Annotated in this window: 14 protein-coding genes; 11 read left to right on the top strand and 3 right to left on the bottom strand. The window is 49.3% G+C overall.

The genetic code is table 11. From position 1 onward, the window contains the following. Positions 1-14 precede the first annotated feature (14 nt). The 9 genes from SY83_RS05310 (at position 15) to SY83_RS05270 (ending at position 11,785) form a co-directional block, all read left to right on the top strand. Positions 15-854, top strand: a complete 840-nt coding sequence (locus SY83_RS05310) for an amidohydrolase family protein (RefSeq protein ID WP_068604935.1) — start codon at positions 15-17, stop codon at positions 852-854. 54 nt (positions 855-908) lie between these two features. Next, positions 909-1,610 (top strand): PIG-L deacetylase family protein, encoded by a 702-nt coding sequence (locus SY83_RS05305; protein WP_068604930.1) that lies wholly within the window; start codon positions 909-911, stop codon positions 1,608-1,610. Between the two features lie 22 nt (positions 1,611-1,632). Continuing rightward, positions 1,633-3,435, top strand: a complete 1,803-nt coding sequence (locus SY83_RS05300; protein WP_068604929.1) for a cache domain-containing sensor histidine kinase — start codon at positions 1,633-1,635, stop codon at positions 3,433-3,435. Positions 3,436-3,440: 5 nt separating this feature from the next. Then, on the top strand, positions 3,441-5,033 hold the full coding sequence (locus tag SY83_RS05295) for a response regulator (protein WP_068604928.1): 1,593 nt from the start codon (positions 3,441-3,443) through the stop codon (positions 5,031-5,033). Positions 5,034-5,210: 177 nt separating this feature from the next. Beyond that, a complete protein-coding gene (locus SY83_RS05290) occupies positions 5,211-6,605 on the top strand; it encodes an ABC transporter substrate-binding protein (protein WP_068604927.1) in 1,395 nt (464 codons plus the stop codon). A 58-nt stretch (positions 6,606-6,663) separates the two neighbouring features. Further along, a complete protein-coding gene (locus SY83_RS05285) occupies positions 6,664-7,557 on the top strand; it encodes a carbohydrate ABC transporter permease (protein ID WP_068604926.1) in 894 nt (297 codons plus the stop codon). Beyond that, the gene (locus SY83_RS05280) at positions 7,542-8,378 is read left to right on the top strand and encodes a carbohydrate ABC transporter permease (protein ID WP_068604925.1); all 837 of its coding nucleotides are present in this window, start codon (positions 7,542-7,544) and stop codon (positions 8,376-8,378) included. Before SY83_RS05285 ends, SY83_RS05280 begins: the two co-directional genes overlap by 16 nt. Before the next feature lie 21 nt (positions 8,379-8,399). Next, the gene (locus SY83_RS05275; protein ID WP_197479982.1) at positions 8,400-9,791 is read left to right on the top strand and encodes a GH39 family glycosyl hydrolase; all 1,392 of its coding nucleotides are present in this window, start codon (positions 8,400-8,402) and stop codon (positions 9,789-9,791) included. Between the two features lie 5 nt (positions 9,792-9,796). After that, complete coding sequence (locus SY83_RS05270) at positions 9,797-11,785, top strand: DUF4082 domain-containing protein (RefSeq protein WP_082882343.1); 1,989 nt, start codon at positions 9,797-9,799, stop codon at positions 11,783-11,785. A gap of 73 nt (positions 11,786-11,858) precedes the next feature. Here SY83_RS05270 and SY83_RS05265 read toward each other — a convergent pair whose 3' ends face one another. Further along, positions 11,859-12,353: a cysteine hydrolase family protein gene (locus SY83_RS05265; RefSeq protein ID WP_068604922.1), complete on the bottom strand. Its 495-nt coding sequence runs from the start codon at positions 12,351-12,353 to the stop codon at positions 11,859-11,861. 97 nt (positions 12,354-12,450) lie between these two features. Between SY83_RS05265 and SY83_RS05260 the strand changes: the two genes are divergently transcribed. Together SY83_RS05260 and SY83_RS05255 are read left to right on the top strand one after the other, a co-directional pair. Beyond that, positions 12,451-13,083 (top strand): hypothetical protein, encoded by a 633-nt coding sequence (locus SY83_RS05260; RefSeq protein WP_068604911.1) that lies wholly within the window; start codon positions 12,451-12,453, stop codon positions 13,081-13,083. A 354-nt stretch (positions 13,084-13,437) separates the two neighbouring features. Further along, positions 13,438-13,815: a VOC family protein gene (locus tag SY83_RS05255; protein WP_068604909.1), complete on the top strand. Its 378-nt coding sequence runs from the start codon at positions 13,438-13,440 to the stop codon at positions 13,813-13,815. 99 nt (positions 13,816-13,914) lie between these two features. Here SY83_RS05255 and SY83_RS05250 read toward each other — a convergent pair whose 3' ends face one another. Next, on the bottom strand, positions 13,915-15,810 hold the full coding sequence (locus SY83_RS05250) for a glycoside hydrolase family 30 beta sandwich domain-containing protein (protein WP_068604906.1): 1,896 nt from the start codon (positions 15,808-15,810) through the stop codon (positions 13,915-13,917). A 248-nt stretch (positions 15,811-16,058) separates the two neighbouring features. Then, entirely contained in the window at positions 16,059-17,642 is a 1,584-nt protein-coding gene (locus SY83_RS05245) for an extracellular solute-binding protein (protein WP_068604905.1), read from the bottom strand. Positions 17,643-17,659: the final 17 nt, after the last annotated feature.

Below are 17,659 nucleotides of genomic sequence, written 5' to 3'. Positions count from 1 at the left end.
GAGGATGAGTCCAGATGTTCGATTGCCACACCCATATCTTCGGTCCGAACCACGTTGGCGGCAGCTTTCTGAGCGACGCCAAGCGGGCTTGGGGCGAAGGTTACGAGCTGTTACGCACACCTGAAGAGCATTGGAACGACTACAAGCATTCGGACGGTGCCATCGTTCTGGCGTTTAATTGTCCGGCGACAGGCGTCATCGTGCCGGATGCCTACGTGGCCGAGTATGTTGCCGCTCATCCCGGCAAGCTCTATGGCTTCGCAAGCGTGGATCCTCACGATCCCGAAGCCGTACGCAAGCTGGAATACAGCGTAAAGGAGCTCGGGCTCGTCGGGCTGAAGCTGGCCCCCATCTATCAGAATTTCTATCCGGAACAGTTGATGTACTGGCCGATTTACGGCAAAGCGGAGGAACTGGGAATTCCGATCCTCTGGCATCAGGGAACGTCGTTCGTCTCGCAAGGCTTCCTGGATGCGTCCCGCCCGGCTGCGCTGGACCCCATTGCCCGCGCTTTCCCAAACCTGAAGATGGTCATCGCCCACTTGGGCCATCCATGGCATGGGGAATGTGTCGCGCTGATCCGCAAGCATCCCAACGTGTACGCTGATCTGTCCGCGCTGGTCTCACGGCCGTGGCAATTCTATAACGCCATGATGAATGTGATCGAATACGGCGTTCCGCACAAGGTGCTCTTCGGTTCGGATTACCCGTTCTTCACCGCCGCGCAGACGGCGGAGTCGCTCCGCGCCATCAACGGGTTGACCGAAGGAACAGCGTTGCCGCGTATCCCGCAAGAGGCAATCGAATCCATCCTTAAACGCGATGCCAGGGAAGTTCTTGAACTGAAAGCCTGACATTACCATGTGCACCTTTATCTAAAACCATAAGAAAGAAAGCGAGGAACAGTAATGAACGTATTGGCGGTAGGAGCCCATCCGGACGATCTTGAAATTCTATGCGGCGGAACGCTTGCCAAATATGCGCTCAGGGGAGACAAGGTATTCATGGTCTCCTTCACGAATGGAAATATGGGCCATCCCGACGTCGACCCGCCGGACATGGCAGCCATTCGCAAGGATGAATTCCATGCATCCGCAGCGCTCATCGGAGCGGAAGTGATCTGGATGGATGTGGACGATGAAATGTCAGAGATTCATGTCGAAGCCCGTCTGCAGATGGTCGACGTCATGAGGTACGCGAAACCGGATGTCATCTTGACGCATGGTCCGGATGACTATCACGTGGATCATCGCAACGCAGGTCAGCTCGTCTTCGAGGCGGCACCGCTCGCATGTGTTCGCAATATTCGCCGGGAGCTGCCGGAGCTGGCTAAACAACCGCTCATCTACCACATGGACAACATCGGCGGAATCGGGTTTATCCCGCAGGAGTTCGTCGATATTACCGAGACGATCGAGCTGAAGAAGAAGATGTTCCTGTGTCATCAAAGTCAGACCGGTTGGATGCAAGAGACGTCGGGCTTCGACTTTGTCGAAGTTATTGATACCGTAGGTAAGTTTAGAGGGTACCATGCCGGTGTTCCGTATGCCGAAGGCTTCAAGCGTCTGGATGCCTGGTACAGGGGAACCACCGAGCGAATTTTGCCGTAAGTTCCAGTGAGAGAGTGAGCCTATGAGATGGATCCGCAGAAGCATTCAAGCGAAGATGTTCTTTTCCTTTTTAATCGTATTAATTGTCCCCTCCGTCATTATATCGGTGTGCGCTTACTATCAGTCCGTTCATATTTTGAAAGACAAATTAAGCCGGTCCTTTATGGACAACATCCTGTATATCAGCAGCGATCTGGAACGGAACTTCTCGCAGATGATCGAAATTTCGGAATTTATATATATCAATAAAGATATCAAAAAGGTATTAACGACTTCCTACGTGTCAGAATTGGATTTCTTTAAAGATGCGAGAATCGTAGACAGACAACTGGATGAGTTCAATTTATATTCTTCTTTCTTCTCTTACATATCTTCCATTATTCTATTCGGCGACAACGGGAAGAACTTGCTGTATGGCAAACATGTGGGGGCTCTTGATATAAGTCCAATGAGAGATGAGGCTTGGTTCAGACAGGCCGCGGCCAATGACCATGTTCAATGGTTACCCCTCAACACAGCGAAATCCTCTTACCTTGTAAATGAGGACTTTAAGACGGTAGCCTTGGCGCGTTCCATCAAAAGTGAGAATTTCAAGAAAAATATAGGTGTCGCCTATATCAGCTTTGATTACAGATTCTTCGACGAAATGTTCGAGGACCAACATGGCTCTATGGGCAACAGAGAAATTTTCATTATCGACAATCATGGGGCATTGGTCTATCATGTCGGCGGTGACGGACCATTAACGGAGACCGACCAGACCTTGCTGGCGCGCTCTGATTCGGAGCCATATACAATGCGGACTGAGGAAGGCAGAGAATATCTGGTTGCCTCCCGTGTCATTCCAAAATACGGATGGCGTGTTATGGAAACTTCCCCTGTGGACGAGCTTGTTCGGGACAGCAAGAGTATTTTCACCATTACCGGAATCGCCTTTGTCTTATCTTTCCTGTTCTCGGCTTTACTCTGGTTCTTCATCTCTTCATCCATTGTTAAACCGATTAAGAAGTTGACCCAAGTTATGAAGCAGGTGAAAGGAAATAATCTGCTGGTGAAGACTGAGATTACTACACCTGACGAAGTCGGTCTGTTAAGCGCCAATTTCAATTATATGATTGACCGAATCTATGGACTGTTTCAATCCGTGCTCCGAGAGCAGGAACAGAAGCAGAGTGCGCAGCTTGCGGCGCTTCAATCGCAGATTAATCCCCACTTTCTGTACAATACCCTCAATACTATTCGATGGATGGCCATTATCCAGAACGCGGACAATATCAAGAAGATGGTGGAAGCACTCGGGAATCTGTTCAAAAATGCGGTCTATCACCCCAACGCCCTGATCTCCGTTAAACAGGAGTTATCTAATCTGGAAGACTATTTATATATCCAGAAGATCAGATATAAAGACAAGTTTGAAGTGGTCTATGATGTGGATGCGTCCGCATTGGATTGCGCTACTATGAAGTTCATTCTGCAGCCTCTTGTGGAGAACGCCATCTTCCATGGCATTGAACCTAAAGAGGGAAGGGGAGTGCTGCGAATTGAGGTAAAGGCGCGCAAGGATCAATTGATAATGGTTGTCGAAGATGACGGGATTGGTATTCCGAAGGAAACCTTGGAATCGTTATTGTTGGTAAAAGCGCAAGAGACCCGGCGGACAAGCGGCCGCCCGAACGGTATTGGAGTCAGTAATGTCAACGAACGGTTGATTATGATGTATGGACACCTGTACGGGCTGCATGTTGTGAGTGAGCTCGGAAACGGAACCCGGGTGGAGGCCCGTTTCCCCAAGATGACGTTAGATGACGATGAACAAGGGGGCTGACCAACATGAAAGTCATGATCGTAGATGATGAAGTCCTGGCGCGCGTCGGTATAAAGTCTATAGTTCCTTGGGGGGAGCACGGTTTTCAGGTTGTAGGCGAAGCGGACAACGGACAGCATGCCCTCGCTATGATGCGGGAGCTGGATCCGGATATTGTGCTGACGGATATTCGAATGCCTGTGCTGGACGGCATTGAACTCATCCGCGCTGCCCAAGAAGCGAAGTTAAGAGCGAAGTTCGTTGTCATCAGCTCTTACGGAGATTTATCCTATGTGAAAGATGCAATGCGCCAAGGCGCCGCTGACTACCTAATCAAGCTTGAACTTCAATCCGAATCGCTAATGGAGCTGATGAACCGGCTGCGTGAACGAATTCTGGAGGAAAACGCGAACGCGGCGAGAAGTTCCGTGGCGGACAGCGTAATCCATGATAACATCGGAGCCGCCAGACAGCGTATTCTCCAGAATATCGTCAGCGGCTTGGTGTATGACCGGGAGGAAATAACGGAAGCACTTGCAAGGCTGGATATTCAATTGCCTGAAGAAGAGTTGACCTGTATGCTTTTGCATGCGGAGCATGAAGGTGTTCCTTCCTCGAATGGATCCGTACGACATCGTACCATGATGAACATTGTCGAGGAGATGCTGGAGCCGATTCCCTTCAGCTACGCTATTCCCTTACAACAAGGTGAGATTGTGATCCTGGTCGCGCGTTCAGCTGGGTCCGCTTCTGCGATGGCCGGGCGTCTGAGAGATGCGATCCGAGAATATATGAATATGGCGGTAACTATCGGTATCAGCGACTGCCATGACAGTTATGACGGCATCGGAGATGCATACCGTCAAGCCGAGGCTGCCATGAATACTAAATTCCTGCATCGCAAAGGAAGCATTATCGTATTCAAACCGCCAATGCAATCCATTGGAGACAAAGAGATGTTCACGGACTTGACGGGTGAGATTCGCAAGCTCGAGAAAGGCGTTGAACTCTATGATGCACCGAACGTGACAGCTTCATTGAATTTCATCATAGCTCAAATCAGGGATAACCCCCAGTTGAAGAAGGATGAAGCGCTAATTGTCTGTAACGCCGTGTGGTTCGCGGTGCATTCCCGCCTGAGGTCCAACTTCGAATCCAGGGAAATGTTTGATTTCAATTCTGTCTTAAGTGTTCAATCCCTCTCATTCATTGAAGAATACATCGAGTGGCTGGAACAGATGAAACTCGCGGTTGTAAGTTTAATTGCAGGTTTTGGCGAACGAAAGAGATTAATTATGCAAGCCAAACAACTGATTAATACCTCCTATCGAGAGGAGCTCTCGCTGGAAACGGTCGCGGATAAGTTAGGGATTTCCGCCAAGTATTTAAGTATTTTGTTCAAGAAAGAAACGGGAAGCAACTACGTCGATTACATAACCGACATCCGAATTAAATACGCCAAGATCTTGTTACGCGGCGGTGAGTATAGAGTGTATGAAGTTGGTCAGAGGGTGGGTTATGACAATGAGCAATATTTCAGCCGTGTGTTCAAAAAAATAACAGGACTGTCTCCTAATCAATACAGACATGGCATGAATGAACATCATCAAGGGGAATAGTGCAACTTTTAGGTAAATAAGAGAAGGTAACGCAGAGGCCCTTGGGGGTCTTTTTGTTTAAACAAGAAAGTGAAGGAATAATGGAACAAACAGCGGGAGTTAATGCATTCCGGGGGAGTGCGGGAGCTCTTTATAATAAACCTATCAAGAAGAATACAGAATGTTGGAGGGGTTTATTTGACAACACAACGGCGCGGTATGGTAACGATGCTGACGGCTTTTCTGAGTTTGACCATCATGATGGCGGGTTGCGGCAATGCGAATAATGAATCTGGCAATGCGGGGAATATGTCCAAGGCCACCAATAACACCAGTGCGGAAGATACGAACACGGCGACGAAGGAACCGGTAACGTTAAAGATCTTCAAAGACGCCAAGAACGCGCAGGATCCCAAGTTTCTGAAGATGTTGGAGGATTTCAAGACGGAAACGGGAATCACGGTAGAGCCTAACATTGTTCCGGGCGACGGAATGGATGTTTATAAGAAGATTGACGTCGCGCTGACAACCGGCGATACGACGGATATCGTTGTGCTGGACAATCCGTTGCTGGCGCAGAAGTACTCAGAGAACGGCTGGCTGTTGCCGCTGAATGACCTTATGTCGGAAGCATCGTACGATGCCGAGAAGATTTATGGTAAATATTTAACGAAGATCGAAGATAAACTTTACATGCTTCCGACAAGTGCAACCAAGTGGATGGTCGTCTATAACAAGAAGATCTTTGACGACGCGGGGGTGCCGTATCCGACAGGCGAGGCATGGACCTGGGATGAATATATCGAAACCGCCAAGAAACTGACGAATAAAGAAAAGGGAATCTATGGGTCATACATGTTGGACTACGATAATTATATGTATTTCCAGGCGACGCAGCAAGGAGACGGAGTGCGCGGTTACAAGGAAGACGGCACTTCCAATTATGATGACCCTGTATTTAAGCAATCGCTTCAATTCTTTGGAGATCTCGGCAACAAACACAAGATTCAGCCAAGTTGGCTGGAGTTCAAGACCAAGAAGTTGGCATGGGACGGCTTCATGTCCGGCAAGTATGGCATGCAGTTCATCGGTACTTGGTATATGGGACTGCTAAGCAACAAGACGAATTATCCTCGCGATTGGAAAGCCGGCATGGTTCAAGTGCCTACGATGAAAGCGGGCGAAGGTAATAACTTCGGAGTAACGGACGGCAACGGCATTAACAAAAATTCGGAGCATCCGAAGGAAGCCCTTCAATTTGTGCAATTTGCAGCGGAAAATTACTACAAGTATATGAATGTGCTTCCGGCTCGCGTAGATCTGACAAAGGATGATCTGAACTCGATGTTCCAAGGTATTTCCGAAGGCATCGGCGGCGACATTACACCGGAACAATTAAATAAGGCGTTGTTCGATAACAAGTTAAACTACGTTCAAGAAAAGATTATAGGGCCTGCGGCCGATGAGTACAGCAAAATCATTGTTCAAGAGGCGGAGTTATACCTGGTAGGCGAGAAATCGTTAGACGACACAATCGCGACCATTAAGAAACGCGCCGATCAGGCCATAACCGAAGCGGCCAACAATAATTAAGGAACCCGGGGCGGGACTATGCGATATAGTCCCGCTTGTTGTAGAAAGGAGCGGCATCATGAAAGCGGGAAAACAAATGTGGAAGCAAGAATCTCGGGTCGCGGCGGTATTTATCCTCCCATTTCTGTTCGGATTCGTTCTGTTCAGCATTGTACCGATGATCTATGCGCTAGTTATCAGCTTTATGGATTACAATGTGCTCAAACGTTTTGCCGATGTACAATTCTATGGATTTGGCAATTATGCGCATATGCTTCGGGACCCGATTGTATGGAAATCTTTTCTCAGAAGTTTTATGTATGCGCTTGTATATGTGCCCGGCATTATGGTCTCTTCCTTTATTCTCGCGTTATGGTTGAATAAATCTTTCTTTGGCCGAGGCTTCAGCCGAACGATGATTCTGGTCCCTTATGTGGCCAATGTCGTCGCGGTAGCCATTGTCTGGTCGATCTTGCTGGACCCGTTTGACGGTCCGGTGAACAAGCTGTTGACCGCGGCGGGAATCAATCCCCCAATGTGGATGGGCAGCTCGTCAACCTCGCTTTCAACGATCGGGTTGATTAATGTATGGCAGTCGCTTGCTTTCCAGACCATCGTATTTCTCGCTGCCGTGCAAGGCGTGCCTGCGGAATTGTACGAAGCAGCCGAGATGGACGGAGCGGGACGACTGCGTAAAATCTTCGACATCACCATTCCATGGGTATCGCCTACAACCTTCTTTTTGGTTATCACTAGTCTGATTAATTCATTCCAAAACTACGCATCCGTCCGCATGCTGACGGATGGGGGTCCAGGAACATCGTCCCGGGTGATCGCGCTCAACATTTATGAAGAAGCGTTCAGCTACAACCATTACAGCTACGCCGCCGCCCAGGCCATGGTGTTGTTCGGATTCATTCTCGTGTTAACCATATTATTATGGAAGGGGCAGAAGAAATGGGTTCATTACTAGTACATCGGGACTGGGGTAAAATCGCTTTCTCGATTTTCATGTTCATGCTGGGGATCGCAATGATTGTACCTTTTATCTTCATGATCTCCGCTTCTTTCAAACCTTCCGCCTATGTGTTTTCGGAGCCGCTTCAGCTAATTCCTCAACCTGTTTACTGGGGAAATTATGATCGGCTGTTTCAACATCCTTACTACTTCAAGTGGTATTGGAATTCGATTGTGACCGTTGTTATCTTGGTGGTATTCAGGTTCGTCCTTGTAACGGCGGCCGCCTACGCTTTCGCCAAGCTGAAATTTCCGGGAAGGAATGCTCTGATGCTGGTACTCGTCGCGACAATGATGATCCCTCCGGATACGACCATTGTGGCGCGTTATCTCTTATATAAATACCTGCACCTGATTGATACATCATGGGTCATTATTCTCCCGGCGGCATTCGATGTTTTCTTTATCTTCCTGTTACGCCAATTCTTCATGGCCATCCCGGATGATCTGTCCGAAGCCGCGATCATTGACGGTTGCGGTCATTATCGAATCTACACCCATATTATTCTCCCCTTGGCGAAACCGGCGTTGTTGACCATGGTATTATTCACGTACATCTGGAATTGGAATGATTTCGTCAATCCGTTCATTTTCATCAATGATATGGATAAGCAACTGGTGACGGTCGGATTGGAGTATTTCCAGCAACAGGCAGGTCAGGACTATGCAATGCAGATGGCAGGCTCTTGTTTAATCATTCTCTTGCCGGTCATTCTCTTCGCGGTGATGCAAAAATATTTTGTACAAGGAATTGCAATGACCGGGATTAAAGGATGAGGATGGAAGGGGATGGGAGGGTTGGATAAACTCAGTTTTCGGATTGGGACACGCGGACAAGGTCCGTTGCCTGTACGCAAGCATGGTGTGGGGATGGGCGGCATTCGTCGGGAGCCCGTACTGGGGGGGATTGAAGCAAGGTTTCGACAAGAAGAGCCTACGGTTATCCGGTTGTTCGTGCAGGAATACTTCCGAGTGTACCCCGATCATGTATACGACTGGCAGGCGCTGGACGACGTAATTGCTTCCATCCGCGCGGCGGGAGCCGAACCGATGCTGGCGCTTTGTATGAAGCCGCATGTTCTTTACCCGGTGGTTGATCAGCGTATTGTCCATCCGAATGATTATATGGCTTGGCAGACGCTCATTCGCAAGATGGTGCAACATTACAATCAGGAGTTGGGCTGGACGATTAGGTATTGGGAAATATTCAACGAACCGGATTTAGGTGAAGAAGGGGGCTGCCCGGGATTGTTCACACCTGAGGATTACTGCATGTATTACGCCAAGACGGTGGAAGCGATTCTGTCGGCTGATCCTACGGTCAGGGTGGGCGGCCCCGCACTGGCTTACAGTCAGGATCCCATTCTGGCGGTCTGGCTAAAATATTGTGTGGATGAGGGTGTTCGGGTGGATTTTGTATCGTGGCATTATTATACGGCCTATCCGGACGAGATGAGGCATCAGATTCGGACAGCGTTGAACGAAATCGAGAAATACCCCCAACTGCATGTGGAGACGATCGTGAACGAGTGGAACATGCGCCATTGGGGGGAGGAAGGGGAGCGGACGGAGCGGATGCTGGCGGATTATCCTACACTCCGCTGCGCGCATCTAATAGCCACTCTGCAAGTGTTTCTGGATATGGGCGTGGATCGTTCCAACTTCTATCATCTCAAGGATACCGGTTGCGATGTTTCGCAATTTTCGGGCTGGATGAGTGATAAGGGGATTGCCTTCATGGATGATCACTGGAACCGGATGTCACATAATTGGGCACTCTTCAGCGCAGCTAACGAAGCCAGGCCGCATTATTATGCTTACACCATGTTTCAAGAAATGCTAGGAGAGCAACTGCCTGTGCAGGGGGCGGGAACCGCGGAGGATACCGGCGATGTGGGGATGCTGGCGGTGGAACAGGAAGAGGCTTACGTTATCCTTGTCTGGAATTATAACTTCGACGATCCCCGTCCCCATGATGTTGAAGTTGCAATAAAGAAGGATTGGATGAAAGGCGGCCAGGTTGCCATGACACGTTTGGATGCAACTACGGTTAAGGAGGTGATAAAGAAGGATGGATGGGTTGCGCCTGATTTGCTGGCTTGCGGCATGGCGGGAGAAGATGCGATTTTTAGGCTCACGGCCGAGCCATTCGGCGTATATTCCATCCGGATCACGAGGCAACAGAAGTAAGCGAAATGAATCCAAGGAACGGAGATGAGTTCATGTTCAGTACCCGATGGATGTCCAGGTTCGTTTGTTTTATTACAGTCAGCTTATTGTTGCTTTGTGTACCTACAGCTCCGGCAGCCGCCAATCCGGATTTCGGGTGGACCACGTCGCCTGCCGCCGTCGATTATTCTTCTCAACTCGGATATGTCGACGGAAATATAGGGTATTACTGGGACGAACAGACCGGCAAGTACTGGCGTATTGAGAATAACAATAACAACAATCGCGTATTCTCGGGCACTACGCCGGAGACGATGGCCTTAACGGGCAATCAGACCTTGTCCTATAATGGATTTCCAGGCGGAGACGCACAATATTGGCTTTACCACATCTTTAGACGCGATAGTGACAATAAATTTGTGGCGATCGTTCATATTGAATATGACTACGGGGCTCATCCCGGTCACCATCATCTGGTCAAAATGGGGTTAGCCAGTACGACGGATCCGACCCTTAGAAACTGGACCTACGAGGGTGATCTATGCACAGTTGACGCCTCTTTAAGCAATGATGGTTGTATGGATGCCGGACTGATTCAGGACGGCGACTACTATTATATGTTCTATCATCAGAGCTTTGATAACTGGTCGGGCTTGTACGCGGCCCGCGCTCCGGTGAATGACTACGGTCCGGGAAAGTGGCAGAAGTGGTACAACGGAAGCTGGAGTCAGCCGGGCATCGGAGGTCTGCAGAGTCCGATTCTAGGGAATGAATCAAATACGTTATATGCCGCGCCGTCGATTTCATGGAATACGTATCTCAATAAATATATTATCATCTTCAATAATGTAAGCACTTGGGTGGCTTCAGGACATTCGGATTTAAGCGGCTGCAAGTATGATATTGCGTATACTTCGGATTTATCGACGATGAATTGGTCGGTGCCCGAGACATTCTATTCTTATGGCAGCGAGGGCTGGAGACCGTATAAAGGGCTCATGGGAATCGGAGCTGATTCTAACGGCAAGGATACTCAATGGATAACGGGGCAGACTGCTCGACTGTTCGTCGCGGGATATGGTACTTCCGTACTTGCCAAGGATGTGACGTTCAGTGATGCGCCTGTTCCTCAACCGGGAGAGCAGACCATTCTCGGTACCCAGACGCCTAACGTGTTCAGCGATGACGGGCCATATGAATTAGGTACGAAATTTCAGACGAATGTCCCGGGATTGATAACGAAGGTTCGAGTATATACGACCGCATCGGAAGGCGGTAATCACACTGTCCGAATCTGGGACGCCGATACGGGCAGCGTGGTGGCAGGCCCTTACAATTGGAACATAACCGCAGGCACAGCGGGTTGGAAATCGTTTTCGCTGCCCGAACCTGTAAGCACCACGGCATATAAGAACTATATTGTTGCCGTATCTACCAGCTCTGATGGCTGGTATGCCGCTAGAAACAACGTGTTTGTCAGTTCGGTAACGCAAGGTAATCTGATTACGAATACGGGTAGCGGGGTATTCACCGCTACGACCGGAAGTATGCCTGCACAATCCTATCTGAACAGCAATTATTACCGGGACGTCGTGTTTGTTGCCGCGGGAGAGACATTGTCCAGACCGGGCATCGGGTCCGAGTATAACCCGCTGTTCGGAGGTAAATGGGCGGGAGAATCGTTCGTTGCTTCAGGGAGTACTTTAAATCAAGTATCGTTATGGATGCAGGAAGCCAATGATGCCGATATCACGGTGCAGCTCCGGAGCGGATCCATCCAGGGGCCGGTCATTGGCACCGCCATATTAACGACGCGTTCGACAGGTAAAGTAACGGCGGATTTTAACACGCCAGTTAGTGTCACGTCGGGGTCAACGTACTACCTCAGAGCGCAGATGTCCGGCGGCACAACCGGTAGAGCACAACAGAGCGCCGCCGATTCCGCAAGCCAAGGTTATTATGAAGGCGGCACAAGCACGGCGGATTTGGCTTACGAACTGCAATTTAGCCAGTAATGATATGCGGCCAGACTTCACGTAGAAACACAATGAACAAACGGCAGCCCGATTAATGGCTGCCGTTTATTTTTCACTTCTCCCCCACCATAAACTCTACCGCCGGATAAGACACCAAATTCCGATCCCGATACATGGCGCCTATGGTTTCACGTTGTTCAGCTACGATTCCGTTATGCAGAATTACCGTTTTGAAACCGCGTTCCCTCGCTCCGTTATAAGTAAACAGCACACAATGCTCAGCCGCAAAGCCCGCCACGATTACCAATCCCACCTCATGCTTGTTCAACAACTGCTCCAGTTCGGTATTCCAAAAAGAGTTGGAAGCCTCTTTCTTAATGTTCAGATCTCCCGGTTCCACTTGAATTTCATTGATGATAGCGAGAGATTCGTCGTTCAGATCCGCGGAGCCTTCCACATCCTGTACATGAATAACAGGTTGGTTTTTCGACCGCAGAAGGCTCGCGACATGATTGATATGCACGCATGCTTTGTGAATCTGCGCCGGGTCGGCATGGTCCTGCAGAAGACCTTTTTGCATATCAATAATTAACAGTGCTAATTTCATCCTCTATCCCTCTTCCTATATCCAATATTTAACTTATATAGTAATCTATCTGTAGTGATATGAACAGTGAATTTTTGCGAGATAAGGGGTGTTTTGGATGATGAGATACATAGGCGTGTTGTTAATCATGCTGGTTTTCTCCGGTTGCTTTGGGGGCGAAAGGCAGAATCAGAAACCTGTTCCTGATCCGGATGATATTCGCACAGATTCTACAACCATTACTTTAACACCGGTTGAGTTATTTAAAGGGGAGTCCGCGAAATTTCAGCCTTTTCTGGGCGCGATGTCCGGAGCATTTAAGTTAAGTTACGAAGGCGCCAAACCAAATCTTCAACTCGACATCGATATCTGGCAAAATGGGAAGAAGCTCCGGGGTGCGGGTTCGGTGGGCGATGTATTTTTCAGCTCAAACGAGCAGGCTGTCCGGGAGGTAGAGGTCATCATTTCTATGGAGACGGTCATCGGCAAGGAAGATGAAGAGCGAATCAAGATCGGTACGTACCGCGATTCCGGGTCGGCACTCATGACCTACAGCGTTCCCCGGGATGCTAAGTTAAAGATGCGGGGTCTCATGCAGAATTATAACCCTGTCACATTCAGCGCCGATGAAACCGTGCATGTGTGGGGGGTGCAAGCGACGAGCAAAGATCATATGATCACGGGCGACTTTTCCCCGGAAGCGATGAACAGGCTGGAATGGGCTGTGATTTTTACTTTGCGGTCCAAGTAAGCATGCGTGAATCGCTTACCAAATGGATGAGGAGAATTCCATGCGCCACTTGCGCGAACAATTACAAATCATGCAGCAGCAAGGGGATTTGAAGCCGTTACCTTTGGATGCGATGACCCACTTGCTCTGAATGAATCCGCCTTGTGGATCGCACAACGTTCTGATGACGGTCAGTCGATGGAGGGAGCGATGTCCGTTCTTTCCCATTTGTTGAATGGTGTAAGAAATATACGACCACTAAATACATAAAACAAATCATTGTACTTAACTGTAGATTCTAATATAGTATAATTGGCAACAAATAGTTTAATAAATTCGGAGTATAATAACTTCATAAATAATGGAGGCTTGAGGATGATTAACAAAGTCGGTCAGGTTATGTTATATGTTAACGATCAGGAAGCTTGTATGAAATTTTGGACCGAGCAAGTAGGATTCACCTTGGTTAATGAGCATTCGATGGGCGACATGAAATGGTATGTTATTGCTCCAACGGGTGAAGCGCAAACGAGTATCGTGCTCCACAATAAGGAACTGATCAGCAAGATGCAGCCTGAGCTGAACCTGGGTACCCCTTCGTTATTGTTCTTCTCGGAGGATCTGGACAGCCTGTATCAAAATCTGGTAGAGAAAAGTATTACGGTCGGTGAGATTGTAAACATGCCTACGGGCAGAGTATTCAATTTTGCGGACAATGAAGGAAATTACTTCGCGGTTATGGAGACCAAATAAACTGCAAAACTACGGTTACAGTTGTTTAGCTTAACAATGCAGCGTCAATTCAGGAGTATGTTACTCTTCCTGGATTGACGCTGTTTTCTATTACGGAGTCTAATTAACTTTAATCAGTTCAAAATCGTCAAACACCGACCAATTACCGCCGTTCGCATCCGTCCACACCCCGATATTTACGGTTCCGTTGGTGACTGTGAAGGATGGCGTCTCGTACTTGGTCCAGCTGCTTACAGCCGAGCCTCCGATGGAGGCTGTAACCTCATTGCCGCCGTATCCGTTGGCATACAAGTGCATCGTGTTCTGTCCGCCGCCGGACCGCGCCCAGGCGGAAACCTTGTATGTTCCGTTAGGCAAATTCACTTGCTGGGAGGTGAGTTGCTTGTAAGCTCCTCCTTGGTAGTGCACCAGCTTATACGTGCCGTTATGCTGGCCTCCCGAGTCTACGTTGTGCGCCAGCGGCTGACCCGCCGGATGCCACTCGCTCCAGTTCGACAGGCTGCCTGTCTCGAAGCCCGCATTCAGAACCGGGTTGCTGAAGCTGCTGCCTGTGCCTCCTGGCCATTGAAGCGTAACGGAGCCTTTGGCCGGCAAGGTGTACTCGATCTTTTGGCCGTTCCAGCGCACCTTGAACGTATTCTGGGACCCGCTGTTGTTGACAGCCAGCAAGGCGATGGTGCCGTCCGGATTGCGGAACGCCACGTTCTCAATGCCTCCGCTGAAATTATTGGTCTGAATACGCACCGCACCCGGTTTCACGAATTTCGTCAGGTGACCAAGCGCGTAATACTCCTCATTTCGCGTATAATTTCCTGTGTTCGAATCGATGGTGACGACTCCGCGGCAGTTGGGGCATCCGCCGTTAATCGGACCGTCGTTCTGATCCAGCGCCAGATTCCAGGTTTGCGTTGTCTTTGCCCAGTTCCGGGCCGTTCCGATTATGATGTTCGTCATGAACCATTGCATATTATCGCCGAAGTTTGTCGCCCATCCTCCGCCGGAGCACTCCGTGAAGTAAATATTTTCGGTCGGGTATTTATCATGAATCGTCGATTGAGCGCTGGTGTCGCCTCCATAGCAGTGCCATGCGGTTCCGTCGATCACGTTGCGCACGTCCGCATCAGCCAACAGCTGGTCCGGGTACCAGGATTTATCCCAGTTGTGGTCGAAGCCGATGATCTTCGTATTTAACTGATTGTTGTTCAAAGCCGGCGCTAAATAGTTCTTAATAAAATTACCTTGCTCGGACGGGCCCATGCTCATCGAGGGATACCCGGTAGTGGCGTAATCCGGCTCGTTCTGAACCGTGATGGCATATACGGGAACGCCTTGCGCTTGATAGGCCTGCAGGTATTTAACGAAATAATTCGCATAGGATGTATACACCCCATTGTCCCAATATTTCAGATAGGAACCGTGCAGCTGGTCGTTCACTTTCATCCAGGCAGGAGCCGACCAGGGGCTTCCCATGACTTTAAGCGCGCTGTTCTTAGCCATGGCGCCTTTCATAGCGGCAATGACATCCGCATCTTTGGCAATGGAGAAGCGGGTCAGGTTATAATCCATTTCGCCGACCGGCGCGTCATTATATGTCCAACTGCCGTCAGGGTTAAAGTCGGAGGCCCCGATCGTGTGGCGGAGGAGACTGATGCCGATGCCGCTGGACCCAAACAAGTCGTTCATTAATGTTTCTCTCTGCGTGGCGTTCATCTTCTGTTGCACCAAATAGGCGGATGAACCGGTCATGGCAGCCCCGGCCCCGTCAAACGACTGATACGTTACACTCGGGTTCACGTCAATCGTTGTGGCATTGGAGCCGCTGTCCGCCTGAAAGTTCATGGACGGCTTGGCCGTCAGCAGATTGCTTTTATCCGCCGTTGTCAGGTAAACGCTTACACTTTCACCCGCGGCAGACGCCTTCGGCACCATCATCGGCTGCTGTAACAACCCCATGCATAAAGCCACCGCCAGACACTTGAACGCCTTCTTCCTCATTAACAATTCCTCCTTCAAAAGTGTGTTGTCTTGCACTTAGACATTAGCCCGCCGATCCGCTTCCGATCAACTGTCCATTCCTGACTTTGCTCCACTTTTTCAAACTGGCCGCCCTCTACTTTTGCGATATGCCTGCTTAAGAGCTGTTGATCATACGAAAGAAAACCCCGGCAGCCGCGCTCCGAAGAACACAGCCGCCAGGGTTGCCTTGCCTTACCAATCTTCCGTATTGCCCGGATCGTATTAATTTATTGAACACCTTTAGCGGTTAACTGTTTATCTACCTCTGTTTTTACATATTCCTTAAGCTTATCAATACCAGCCGCTTTCAGTTTCTCGCGGTACTCTTTCAGCTTCTGATCCACATCTTTAACCAAACCGAGCATCAACGGCCGTCCATATTGTTCAACCAGCTGATTTACGGCGGCTAATTCCGCGCTTACCGGTTCGAAATCCAGCGTGATGGAACTCAGCGTGTTCGGTCTGCTGATTGCCTTGAACTCTTCGTTCAGCTTGTCCAGGCCTTCCCAGCCGCCGTCCTCTTTCTTCATGTTGGGCTCAAAACGCCAGCCCCAGCTTGCAATGTCATAGCGCGGCACTTCGTTCAAATCCACACCTGGCGCAGGAACTACAATGTGCTTCTCATCCTTGCCTTTAGCCCAGTGACGTCCTTCAATACCATAAGTCATCAGGTTAAAGTATTTCGGATCATTTCTTAATTTATCCAGCACCATTAAAGCGCGCTCCGGATTTGCCGCATTTTTAGGAATAGCCATCCCGTTTGTAATCGACAAAGTGGGAACCGCATAGTTGTGGAAACGTGTGAACGGGAAGTAACCGATTTCCATGTTCAGCTTCTTAGCCTTAATTTCGTTAATGAACCCGCCGGCAGCGGATGGATTTCTCCAATAAACGGCGCCTTGGCCTGTTTTTATGAGATCGCCTGCTTCTTGCTTTGAGGAAAGCGAGTTGCTGGTCCAGTATCCTTTTTGTTGCCAGTCTTTCATTTTCTTGACCCATGCTTCGTATTCAGGTGTTTCCACATAATTGATAATGTCGCGCGGATTGTCATATGAAGTTGATGCAATAGGGCTGAACTCGTTAATGTAAGGCTGGTAATCGTGGCTGAATCGGAACAATTTAAATACGTTATCAAATGCAATCCCGTTAATCGGCGTTACATTCTTCTTCGTTTTCACCGCATCCAGATAAGCTTCAATGGAAGCCAAATCCTTGATTTCAGGCGTGCCCAGCTCTTTGCGCCAGTCTTCGCGGTAAACCCAGCCGTCCGGAGCATACTCATTGTATGTGCTTGGGATCGCAAGAATTTTGCCGTCAATGGTTACGTCAGCCCAGTTCTCTTTGGGAATTTGATTCCACGTATCCGGAGCGTATTTCGGCAACATGTCCTTCACGTCCAGGAACGCGCCCTGTTTCGCCAAGCGGTAGAAGTCGGCCCACTGCGAAGCAAACATCATATCCACTTTCTCGCCGGAAGTGAGGAGAAGGTTGTACTTCGTAGCCCAGTCGTTCCAAGTTGTAAAGTTAAGCTTAACCGTCGTGTTCAAGTCTTTCTCGAGCATCTTGTTCCATTCGGCCACGATCTGCTCCTGATCTTTATGAGCGTCCCCTACCAGGTACCAGACCAGCTCGACTTTCTCTGATGTGTCCGGTTTGCTTGGATCCTGCTGATTCGCAGTTGTCGATCCGTTTCCTGCATTCGCGTTGTTGCCTTGAGCTCCCTCATTGGATCCGCTGCATCCGGCTAGCAATGTTACCGCCAGTGTGAGCACCATGGAGAGTTTCAGCCACGTTCCCCTGTTTCTTTTCATCGTTGACTCCTCCTTTT

The sequence above is a fragment of the Paenibacillus swuensis genome, from assembly GCF_001644605.1.
GTDB lineage: Bacteria > Bacillota > Bacilli > Paenibacillales > DY6 > Paenibacillus_N > Paenibacillus_N swuensis.
Note: the sequence above shows the minus strand (reverse complement) of the source record. Positions and strands in the feature narration are given on the sequence as shown.

Bases quoted from the DNA above. Each gene is read 5' to 3' on its own strand.
- SY83_RS05310 (WP_068604935.1), top strand. From the start codon at position 15: ATGTTCGATTGCCACACCCATATCTTCGGTCCGAACCACGTTGGCGGC.
- SY83_RS05305 (WP_068604930.1), top strand. From the start codon at position 909: ATGAACGTATTGGCGGTAGGAGCCCATCCGGACGATCTTGAAATTCTA.
- SY83_RS05300 (WP_068604929.1), top strand. From the start codon at position 1,633: ATGAGATGGATCCGCAGAAGCATTCAAGCGAAGATGTTCTTTTCCTTT.
- SY83_RS05295 (WP_068604928.1), top strand. From the start codon at position 3,441: ATGAAAGTCATGATCGTAGATGATGAAGTCCTGGCGCGCGTCGGTATA.
- SY83_RS05285 (WP_068604926.1), top strand. From the start codon at position 6,664: ATGAAAGCGGGAAAACAAATGTGGAAGCAAGAATCTCGGGTCGCGGCG.
- SY83_RS05280 (WP_068604925.1), top strand. From the start codon at position 7,542: ATGGGTTCATTACTAGTACATCGGGACTGGGGTAAAATCGCTTTCTCG.
- SY83_RS05270 (WP_082882343.1), top strand. From the start codon at position 9,797: ATGAATCCAAGGAACGGAGATGAGTTCATGTTCAGTACCCGATGGATG.
- SY83_RS05265 (WP_068604922.1), bottom strand. From the start codon at position 12,353: ATGAAATTAGCACTGTTAATTATTGATATGCAAAAAGGTCTTCTGCAG.
- SY83_RS05260 (WP_068604911.1), top strand. From the start codon at position 12,451: ATGATGAGATACATAGGCGTGTTGTTAATCATGCTGGTTTTCTCCGGT.
- SY83_RS05255 (WP_068604909.1), top strand. From the start codon at position 13,438: ATGATTAACAAAGTCGGTCAGGTTATGTTATATGTTAACGATCAGGAA.
- SY83_RS05250 (WP_068604906.1), bottom strand. From the start codon at position 15,810: ATGAGGAAGAAGGCGTTCAAGTGTCTGGCGGTGGCTTTATGCATGGGG.
- SY83_RS05245 (WP_068604905.1), bottom strand. From the start codon at position 17,642: ATGAAAAGAAACAGGGGAACGTGGCTGAAACTCTCCATGGTGCTCACA.